This is a genomic window from Streptomyces anandii JCM 4720 (assembly GCF_014650655.1).
Classification (GTDB): Bacteria; Actinomycetota; Actinomycetes; order Streptomycetales; family Streptomycetaceae; genus Streptomyces; species Streptomyces anandii.
This window is the reverse complement of the sequence record NZ_BMVJ01000005.1, coordinates 373,370-383,110: the sequence shown is the minus strand read 5'-3', so window position 1 is coordinate 383,110 and position 9,741 is coordinate 373,370. Positions and strand designations below refer to the sequence as shown.

Annotated in this window: 9 protein-coding genes and 1 pseudogene; 5 read left to right on the top strand and 5 right to left on the bottom strand. The window is 70.1% G+C overall.

Features of this window, described 5'->3' with window-relative positions; translation table 11 throughout:
- Nucleotides 1–1,265: Ni/Fe hydrogenase subunit alpha (locus tag IE249_RS12585; protein WP_229858248.1), on the top strand; the 1,265-nt coding region annotated here is incomplete at its 5' end.
- Between the two features lie 55 nt (nt 1,266–1,320).
- Here IE249_RS12585 and IE249_RS12580 read toward each other — a convergent pair.
- The 4 genes from IE249_RS12580 to IE249_RS12565 all read right to left on the bottom strand — a co-directional run bounded on the left by IE249_RS12580 (nt 1,321) and on the right by IE249_RS12565 (nt 4,360).
- Nucleotides 1,321–2,175 carry a DMT family transporter gene (locus tag IE249_RS12580; RefSeq protein WP_189704861.1) on the bottom strand — a complete coding sequence of 285 codons (855 nt, stop codon included), beginning with the start codon at nt 2,173–2,175 and terminating at the stop codon, nt 1,321–1,323.
- 208 nt (nt 2,176–2,383) lie between these two features.
- Nucleotides 2,384–2,926 (bottom strand): hypothetical protein, encoded by a 543-nt coding sequence (locus tag IE249_RS12575; RefSeq protein WP_189704860.1) that lies wholly within the window; start codon nt 2,924–2,926, stop codon nt 2,384–2,386.
- 316 nt (nt 2,927–3,242) lie between these two features.
- A complete protein-coding gene (locus tag IE249_RS12570) occupies nt 3,243–3,539 on the bottom strand; it encodes a zinc-ribbon domain-containing protein (protein ID WP_189704859.1) in 297 nt (98 codons plus the stop codon).
- A gap of 242 nt (nt 3,540–3,781) precedes the next feature.
- Nucleotides 3,782–4,360 (bottom strand): TetR/AcrR family transcriptional regulator, encoded by a 579-nt coding sequence (locus tag IE249_RS12565; RefSeq protein ID WP_189704858.1) that lies wholly within the window; start codon nt 4,358–4,360, stop codon nt 3,782–3,784.
- A 90-nt stretch (nt 4,361–4,450) separates the two neighbouring features.
- Between IE249_RS12565 and IE249_RS12560 the strand changes: the two genes are divergently transcribed.
- From IE249_RS12560 to IE249_RS12545, 4 genes and pseudogenes are all read left to right on the top strand, one after another.
- The gene (locus tag IE249_RS12560; protein WP_189704857.1) at nt 4,451–4,900 is read left to right on the top strand and encodes an anthrone oxygenase family protein; all 450 of its coding nucleotides are present in this window, start codon (nt 4,451–4,453) and stop codon (nt 4,898–4,900) included.
- A pseudogene (locus tag IE249_RS12555) lies at nt 4,901–5,113 on the top strand (DUF4267 domain-containing protein); the annotation flags it as partial.
- A 219-nt stretch (nt 5,114–5,332) separates the two neighbouring features.
- On the top strand, nt 5,333–5,743 hold the full coding sequence (locus tag IE249_RS12550) for a DUF485 domain-containing protein (protein WP_189704856.1): 411 nt from the start codon (nt 5,333–5,335) through the stop codon (nt 5,741–5,743).
- Entirely contained in the window at nt 5,740–7,356 is a 1,617-nt protein-coding gene (locus IE249_RS12545) for a sodium/solute symporter (RefSeq protein WP_189704855.1), read from the top strand. Before IE249_RS12550 ends, IE249_RS12545 begins: the two co-directional genes overlap by 4 nt.
- Nucleotides 7,357–7,458: 102 nt before the next feature.
- Here the strand turns inward: IE249_RS12545 and IE249_RS12540 are convergent.
- A partial coding sequence (locus IE249_RS12540) for a SpoIIE family protein phosphatase (protein WP_229858242.1) occupies nt 7,459–9,741 on the bottom strand: 2,283 nt, incomplete at its 5' end.

Here is a 9,741-nt window from a genome sequence, read left to right as displayed (position 1 = left end):
CCCCGCGGTTCTTCGAGGGGTTCCTCCGGGGCCGGGCCCACACGGAACCGGTCGACATCACCTCCCGCATCTGCGGGATCTGCCCCGTCGCCTACCAGCTGAGCGCCTGCCGCGCCATCGAGGACGTGTGCGGAATCGTGGTGGACGGCCCGCTGGACGCCCTGCGCCGACTGCTGTACTGCGGCGAGTGGATCGAGAGCCAGACCCTGCACGTCTACCTGCTGCACGCGCCCGACTTCCTCGGCTGCGCCGACCTGGTCGACATGGCGGGCAGCCATCGCGAGCACGTCGAACGCGGTCTGCGACTCAAACAGACCGGCAACGCCGTCATGGAACTGCTCGGCGGACGCGCGATCCATCCCATCAACGTGCGTCTCGGCGGCTTCCACCGCACCCCCACCCGCGCCGAACTGCGCCCCCTCGCCGAGCGCCTGCGCCGCTCCCTCGACGACGCCTGGGACACCGTCCGCTGGGTCGCCCGCTTCGACTTCCCCGAGGCCCACTGCGACGCCGATCTGCTCGCTCTCGCCGAGCCCGGCACGTACGCCATCCAGTCGGGCGTCCCCACCGTGCTCCCGGCCGACCGCAGCCTTGCGCCCTACAGCTTCCCCCTACGGTCCTTCTCCGATCACGTCACCGAGGAGCAGGTCCCGTATTCCACCGCGCTCCACTCCCGTCTGGACGGCAGGCGGCACCTCACCGGCAGCCTCGCCCGCTACGCCGTCAGCGGCCACCTGCTCTCCACACTCGCGCGTGAGGCCGCCCGGGAGGCCGGACTGAGCGACCCTCCACTGGCCCCGGGCACACCACGGGGCGAGGTGTGCAGGAACCCTTATCGGAGCATCCTCGTCCGGGCCGTGGAGGTCCTGTACGCGGTGGAGGAGGCCTTGCGGATCATCGACGTCTACGAGCCTCCGGAGCACCCGTACGTGGATGTCCCCGCCCAGGCGGGCGTGGGCCACGGCGCCACCGAGGCACCGCGCGGACTGCTGTACCACCGCTACGCGCTCGACTCCGAGGGCCGGATCACGGACGTCTGCCTCGTCCCGCCCACGGCCCAGAACCAGGGCGCGATCGAGGAGGACCTGCGCGTTCTCGTGCAAGCCGCCCTGGCCGGCGGGACGACGTCCGACTCCGCACTGGCCCACCTGTGCGAACGGGCCATCCGCAACCACGACCCGTGCATCTCGTGCTCGGCCCACTTCCTGGACGTGGACATCCAGGGGGATGGTGGATCAGCTCCACGGTCTGGTCGCGCACGGTGACGGCCACGGTGTCACGGTCGGTTGGGAAGGCGGCGGATCCAGCGTCCGGACGGCTTCACACGCGTCCGTACACCCACGGCGACCTGCCCAGGATGACGATGCCCGCCACGGCCGCCAGGGCCCCCAGTCCCTGGACGGCCAGCGCCCAGGACGTGGCCAGGCGTTCCTGGAAGACCACGGCGCCCATCAGCACACCACCGATCGGCTCGAGGGTGTCGATGATGGGCAGACTGACCGTCAGAGAACCGGCCTGAAAAGAGCTCTGGGCAAGCAGCATGCCCGTGCCGCCGACAAGGAGGAGCGCATACGGTTCCCAGTGCGCGAGCGTTCCGACGCCGTCCTCCCGGAAGAGGCCGGCCGTGCTCTTGGTCAGGCTGTCGAGAAGGGCGAACATCACACCGGCCGCCGCCGCGTAGAGGGCCGTGCGTGGGCGTCCCGCCCTGCGCCGTCCCACTGGCACCAGCACGCACACGCATCCCGCGGCAACGGCCAGAAGGGGAAGCCAGTCCCCCACACTCGGCGCCACGATCCCGGCGGGTGGTGGCAGAACCGCCAGGAAGGCGGCCACACCTCCCGACGTGCACGCCGCACCCGTAACCTCCGCCGCGGTGAGACGTCGCCGGCGGCGCAGGGCGACCATGGGCAGGGCGAAGACGAGGTCCAGCGCGGCCAGCGGCAGCACGAGCACGAGCGGACCGAACGCCAGGGCGACGCCCTGGATGACGTAGGAGAAGAACGACATGCCGATCCCGGCGAGCCACAGCGGTCTGCGGAGCAGGTCCAGGATCAGGCGGGGGCGCAGAGAATCGCTCTCGGGCACGGAAGCGGCGGCGGACTGCTGCATGACGGCCGCGGCGGCGAAACAGCAGGCCGATGCCAGTGCAGCAGCCCCCGCGAAGCCCGTTGTCATGGATCAAGGATGCTGCCCCACATCACGTCGAGCGCGCATGCCGTCCCGGCGCGGCTCGGCGGGAACCGTCGAAGCTCCTGTTCGGCGACGGCCGCCCGGGTGCCTCAACCCTGGCAGCCGTCAACAAGCTCGTGACAGCGGTCATCGCTGACGCCGTCCAACGACGACCAGCCCAGGACTCGGCTGGTACGGCAGCATGTGCTTCCTGTCAGTCCGTCTTCTGCCAGATGTGAACGTCGAGGCTCGCGTTCTGGGCTTCGGGGTGTACGGCGGTCACGGTGACCAGCGAAGGATGTCCTTCGCTGGTGATCAAACAGAGCTTGCCTCCCACAGCCACGGGCAGGTCTGCGAGCCGCCGGCCCTGGGTCTGCGCAAGAACGGTGCATCTGGCGGCATCCGGGTTCTCCCCTCGCGGAACCACCGCCAAGTTCGCTCTGGCGCTCCTCAACACGGCCTCTTGTCCGTCATTGATCTGGGACAACTCGATGTCGCCGTCCGTCGGCATGGCCCCCTGAGGGGGAACCGAGTCCAGGTTGAAGTCACCTGAGACAAGCAGCGGTCCGGTCCAGCGCACCGCAGGTGAACCGGAGGTGGACGACGGCGCATCGGAGGCTTCAGGGGGCGCGGGGGCTGTTGTCGTGACTGTGGCCGTGACGGTTGCTGTCGCCGTCTCGACGTTCGCAGCCGGGGAGTTGACCCCTGCTGCCGGCAGACCGATGAAGCCGACGAGAAACGTGAGGACACCCGTCACCGCGGTGATGAGGGCGGCAACGGCCGTCCAGTGTTCGGGAGACCTTTTGGCCCGCGGCTCGCCGTGCGGTGGTGCGGGTGGATGCGGAGGTGGGGTGGGAATTGCCATGAACGTCCCCCGATCAGCGCTGTAAGACGCAAGCGTTTCAGCTCACTGGCGTACGCGTTGACCAACTCCGGATCCGTGATGTGATTGTGTTTTTACTTAGCGTGATGCGAGACAGTGCAGCCGGCCCACCACAGGCGGAGGACGGGACGCCTCCCCTTTCGGAGGCGCCCCGGGGCAGGCCGGCGGTAGCGTCAAGCGGCGGCCCCCATCAGGCACCAGGATGCTGGTACGCCTGCTGTGCCTGCGCGTACCTTTCACCGCCGGGGGCGCCCGCGGCTTGTGTCTGCGACTGCTCGGCCCACTCCTTGTGCACCTCCTGCTCCATGCCGCAGAACGTGCACTGGATCGCGAATCTCGTCGAGATGGGGAACAGCGGCACGAAGAACAGTGTGAACTTGGTGACGTACTTCTTGACCGTATGCGCGGCAGGGTTGCCGCATTGACGGCATGTCAGCATGAGGATCGCGAGCCGGTACATGTATGCGCTGGTGCCGAAGATGATCATAAGAGGAGTCCTTGAAAGCGGGGCGGAGGAGGCCGGGGTGAGGCGGAGGGCGTCCGCTCTCTGTGCCGTTCGGTGATTCCATTGGGCCCTGGGTGGGAGTCTGGGTCACGGTCCGGAATCTCGTGGCTTGACAGCCGTCAACGCCGTACGCCACGGCCGTCCACCCGTGGCCTCGCGGGCCTGGCCCGAGCTGGGCGCCTGGGACTCCAGGGCCCCGGCTGCGTGTCCGCGGGGGCGTGGCGTCAGACCATGGCGAGCCGGTCCACCAGCAGTTCCACCCTCGGCTTCGCGTCCTCGGGCAGCAGGCGGCCCGCGCGGGTGAGGGTCGCAAGGCCGTGCAGGGACGCCCAGAACATCTCGGTGAACAGCCCCGGGGCAACGCCGTCGCCGGCGACCTCGCCGAGAGTCTCCAGAAGGGCGGCGAAGGCGTCCTTCAGAGGCTCGGGGGTGTCCTCCTGGGCGTACGGCAGGCCGCCGTCGAGCTGGAACAAGGCGTCGTAGACCGCCGGGTTGCGTGCGGCGAAGTCCAGGTAGGCGTAGGCCAGGGCGGCGACCCGTGCGCGGGGGCCGTCCGCGGCCGAGGTCGCGGCCCGCACTTCCCTGGCCATTTCGGCGGCCCCCTGGAGGGCGACGGCGCCGATGATCTCGCGCTTGCCCCGGAAGTGGCTGTAGAGGACGGGCTGGCTGTATTCGATGCGCTCGGCGAGCCGGCGGGTGGTGACCGCGTCCCAGCCCTGCTGCTCGGCGAGTTCGCGTGCTGTCGCCACGATGAGGCGTTCGCGTTCCGCCCGTTCGCGCTGCTTGCGTTCCTGTACCGACATGAACGGATTCTAGCACTGCTAGACAATCGAGCGTTAGCAGTACTAGCGTTGCATCGTCCGCTAGCAATGCTAGTTCACGGAGGGATCGTCATGCTCGACGCACTCAAGGTCGTCACCACCGTCGTCGTGGGCCTGATGGTGGGGGTGGAGTTCTCCGTCGCCTTCATCATGAACCGGATCCTGGCCGCGCTTCCTGAGGACAGCGCCCAGCTCGGCCACGCCCACGGCGGCCGGATGCTCGGTGTCCTGATGCCGTTCTGGTACATCGGTTCACTCGCCCTCAGCGCGGTCTGGGCCGTCGCCCGATGGCACCACCACGGCGCCGCACTCGTCGCCACCGCCGCCGGACTGCTGATCGTCAGCGTGGTCATGTCGGTGCTGCTGCTGGTCCCGATCAACAACCGGAACAAGACCTGGACCCCTGAGAACCGGCCGGCCGACTGGAAGGAGCAGCTGCACCGCTGGGAGCGCTACCACTACGTCCGCGTCGCCGTCATCATCGCCGCCTTCACCCTCCTCACCTGCGCCCTCGTCCGATAGACCGGCCACCGCCGGGCGCTGGGCTGGGTGCTGCTGGTGGAGGCCCTCGCCGCATACGGCGACATGGCCACCGTGCTGGCCCACCACGGTTCCGTGCCCACCGCGCTCGGCGTCCACGGCCTGACCGCGACTCTGATGGTCGTCAACGGCCTGCTGATGATGCGCGAGACCCGCAAGGTCACGGCCGCTCCGGTGACACCCGCCCCGCAACCCGTCCGAGCCGCAGGACCGGCATACCCGCGCAAGACAATCGGCAGCTTGTCCCTTGGTGACCTCCCGCCGCGCCGAGCGTGACAGCCGTGGGGAGGACGACGTCGAAACGTGACCCCCCGTAGGCTTACGTCACATCCCAACCGGTCGGTATGGTGCGCCGCCTGAAGTGTTCCTCCCCGTACACCTCCACGGGTCCGAGCCGTAGTGGAAGGCCAGACGATGACCTACGCCGACGAGAACCAGTACCTGCCCCCAGGACCACCGGGGTGGCCGCCGGCCCGCACCGAGCCGTGGTCGTACGACGCGTACGCGCGGCAGACTCCCTCCCACGACGCCGATCTCGCGGCGCTCCGGTCGGCCTACCGCGTGCTCCGCCGGGTCTCGACGCTGACCGTGCTCGGCTCGTTCGTGGCGTACGTGGCGCTGTCCTGCTGTGCCCCGGGCCTGATGGGGGCCAGGGTCGCCGGTGAGCTGAGCCTCGGAATGGTGCTGGGGGTCGTCCAACTCGTCGTCACCTTCGCGGCGGTCTTCTGGTACGGACGCAGCGCACGGCGATCGGTCGATCCGCTGGCCCGCGTCGTCAGGGACCGGGCGGTCCCCGCCGGCCGGAACGCGGGAGCGGTGAGATGAACGAGTTCGGCTCCGGGACGCAGGCCACCGTCCTCCTGCTGTTCACCACACTGGTCACCGTCACACTGCTGATGTGCGTGATGGCGGGTCCGGACCGCGACGACCTGGAGAACTTCTACACCGGCTACCTCAAACTCACCCCGTTCAGGAACGGCCTGGCCATCGCGGGCGACTACATCTCGGCGGCCACGGTGCTGAGCACCACCGGCATCGTCGCGCTCACCGGGTACGACGGCTACGTCCTCGCGGTCAGCACCGCCCTGTCCCTGGTCCTGCTGATGTTCCTGCTGGCCGAGCCCCTGCGCAACGCCGGCAGGTTCACCATGGGCGACGTCCTGGCCCGCACCATGCCCGGGCGGGCCGTGCGCGTCGCCGCCTGCGTCGTGACGCTCTCGGCGACCCTGCCCTTCCTGGTCGTCCAGCTCTCCGGGGCGGGATCTCTGCTCACCTTCATCCTCGACCTTCCGCATGTGACGGGCGCCAGGACGGTGTGCATCGTCATCGTCGGCACTCTGATGATCATCTACGCGGCGCTCGGCGGTATGAGAGGGACCGCGCTGATCCAGATGATCAAAATCGTGATCCTGCTCGGCACGAGCACCGCGGTCGGCGCCCTGGTACTGAACCGCTTCGACTGGAGTCCCGGCGCCATGCTCAGGGCGGCCCAGCACGGCAGCGGCGCGGGCTCCGCCTTTCTCCGGCAGGGCCTTGAACTGGGCACCTCGACCAGTGAGCGGCTGGACTTCATCGGTCTGCAGATCACCGTGGTCCTCGGGGTGGCCTGCCTGCCCCACATCACGATGCGTCTGTACTCCGCGCAGGATGTGCCGGCCGTACGCCGCTCCATGTCCTGGGCGGTCGGCACGGTCACCACCTTCTGTCTGCTCGTGATCGTCATGGGCACGGGCGCGGCGGCGCTGGTGGGATCGCGGTCCATCGCCGAAGCCGACCCACAGGGCAGGACGTCGGTGCTCATGCTGTCGCAACTGCTGGGCGGCGCCCCCGGCTCCATGGCCACGACGCTCGTCTACTCGGCCGTGGCGGGGATGGTCTTCATCACGCTGCTGTCGTCCGTCGCGGGAATGACCCTGGCCGCGGCCTCCTCGCTCGCCCACGACCTGTTCGCGCACGCGATGCGGCGGGGACGGGCACAGCCGCGTACGGAGATGACGGTGGCGGTGTGGACGAGTGTGGCCGTGGGAGCCGTCGCCATCGGGCTCTCCATCCTCGTCCAGAACTGGAACGTCGGCGTGCTGACCACCCTTGCCTTCTGCATGGGGGCGTCGGCGGTGGCGCCCGCGCTCACCTACTCCCTGTTCTGGCGGGGATTCACGCGCACCGGCCTGCTCGCCACCCTTTACGGCGGAGCGGCCTGCGTACTGCTGCTGCTGGTCTTCTCCAAGGCCGTCTCGGGCACGCCCGCGGCGGTCTTCCCGAACGCCGACTTCGACCTGTTCCCCATGCAGTCCACCGGGCTGGTCTCCGTCCCGTTCGGCTACCTGGCGGGCTGGCTGGGCAGCCGGCTGGACCACCGGCGCCGCGCCGCCGACAGCCGCGAGCACCGGCGGCTGTACGAGGAGAGCGAGGCACGGCTGCTTGCCGCAGCCGAATGACCGCTGCCGTGGAGGCTCGCGCGAGCGGCTCGGTTCCGCCGCCGCGGGCCGCACACGGTCCCTTTCCGGGCTGCCGACAGCCATGGGCCCGGCCCGGGACGGTCAGGCGAGGGAATCGGCCAGTGGTTGTTCGGTCCACACGGTCTTGCCCTCGCGGGTGTAGCGGGTGCCCCAGCGCTCGGCCATCTGGGCCACCAGGAACAGGCCGCGCCCGCCCTCGTCGGTGCTGCGGGCGCGGCGCAGGTGGGGTGAGGTGTGGCTGGTGTCGCTCACCTCGCAGACCAGGGACCGCTCGCGGATCAGCCGCAGCGTCGCGGCTCCACCGGCGTACCGGTAGACGTTGGTGACCAGTTCGCTGACGATCAACTCGGTGGTGAACGCCAGGTGTTCCAGACCCCACTCGGTCAGCTTCGCCGTGGTCAGTTCCCGGGCCCGTGCGGCACTGGCGGGCTCCGGGGGCAGACCCCAGGAGGCGACATCGTCCGGTGGCAGCATGTGCGTGCGGGCGATCAGCAGGGCGATGTCGTCGCTGGGGCGCGAGGGCACCAGCGAGTCGACCACCGCCTGGCCTGTGCGTTCCAGGGCGTCCGCGGGGCGGGCGAGCGCCGCGCACAGCTTGGCCAGGGCGGTGTCGGCATCGATGTGGCGCTCGCCGATGACTCCGTTGGTGTAAAGGCACAGCAGGCTTCCCTCGACCATGTCGATCTCCCGGGCCTCGAACGGCAGGCCGCCCAGGCCCAGCGGGGGCCCGGCGGGCAGGTCGAGCAAAGTCACCTGCCCGTCCGGCGCGGTCACCACCGGCGGCGGATGACCGGCCCGGGCCAGGGAGCAGCACCCGGAGACGGGGTCGTACACGGCGTACAGGCAGGTGGCGCCGACGACCTGCTCGCCCACGGGCCGTTCACCGGCCGCCTCCTGTTCGGCCGCCAGCAGGTTGACCAGGTCGTCCAGGCGGGAGAGGACCTCGTCCGGTTCCAGGTCGAGGCTGGCGAGCGTATGTACGGCGGTGCGCAGCCGGCCCATGGTGGCGGCGGCGTGAATGCCACGGCCCACCACATCTCCGACGACGAGCGCGACCCGGGTACCGGACAGCGGGATGACGTCGAACCAGTCGCCGCCCAGGCCCGGCGCCGCGCTGGCCGGCAGGTACCGCAGGGCCACCTCGACGGCCGACTGGTCCGGCACGGACCTGGGCAGCAGACTGCTCTGCAGGGTGAACGCGGTCTGCTGCTGCTGGGTGAAGCGCCGGGCGTTGTCGACGGCGACCGCGGCGCGCGAGGCGAGTTCCTGGGCGAGGGTGAGATCGTCCGCCTCGAAGGGGTCGGGGCGGAGCGAACGCCACAGGGTCATCACGCCCAGGACCAGTCCGCGTGCGGCGAGGGGCACCACGATCAGCGAGTGGACGCCCAGGCCGGGAGCGTGGGTCCCCTGACGGCCCGCCGTCGAGAACCAGTCGGGCGGGAGAACCGGTTCCAGTACGGGCCGCCCTTCGGCCAGGCACCTGGCCTGGGGGGTGTCGGGCCCGAACTGCACGGGCTCGCCATGCGGATGGGGCGGGCCGGGTTGCTGCGCGCCGACGCCGCTGGCGCCGAGCCGGACCAACGGCCCCGACAGGGCGCGCGTGGGCTCCTCCCCGTGTGTGACCGGCTGCAGCAGGTCCACCGAGGCGTGGTCGGCGAGGTGGGGCACCATCACCTCGGCGAGTTCCCGGGCGGTCTCCGCCACGTCGAGGGTGGTCCCGATACGGCTGCCGGCCTGATCCAGCAGCGCGAGCCTGCGCTGGGCCCGGTGGCGCTCGGTGATGTCCTCGATCATCTCGGCCACACCCAGGACACGGCCGGAGGGATCCTTCATGGGGAAGGAGGAGACCATCGCGACCCGCTCCTGAGCCGGATCCCACTGCAGGCGGACGAACTGCTCGGAGTAGACCATCGGCCTTCCGGTCTCGATCACCTGGCGCACCCGGTCCACGGCCCTGCGGGCGTCGTCGGGGAGGAGGAAGCAGCCGGTGGCCAGCCCCCGGAAGTCCGCCGCCGGGACACCGGTGAAACGCTCGATGGCCCGGTTGACCCGCAGCAGCCTCAGATCGGTTCCGTGGACGACCAGGCCGATCGGGCACCGGCGGTACAACCCGTCGAGCACCGCGCGGTCCCTTTGCCACTCCAGGACGTCCACCGCGGGAGCGCCGGCGAGGAGCCATTCACGGATCCGCTGCTCGCGTGAGACCGGGTGGGCCCTGAGCCCCATCTCCACGAGCCGCCCGTCGCGGTGCCGCACCTTGAGGACCCCGAACCAGCCGTCGGCTCTCCTGCAGCTCGCGGCGGCCTCCCTGGCGGCCGGCAGATCGCGGGGCTCGAGAAGGACCTCGGCCGCCGGACGGCCGAT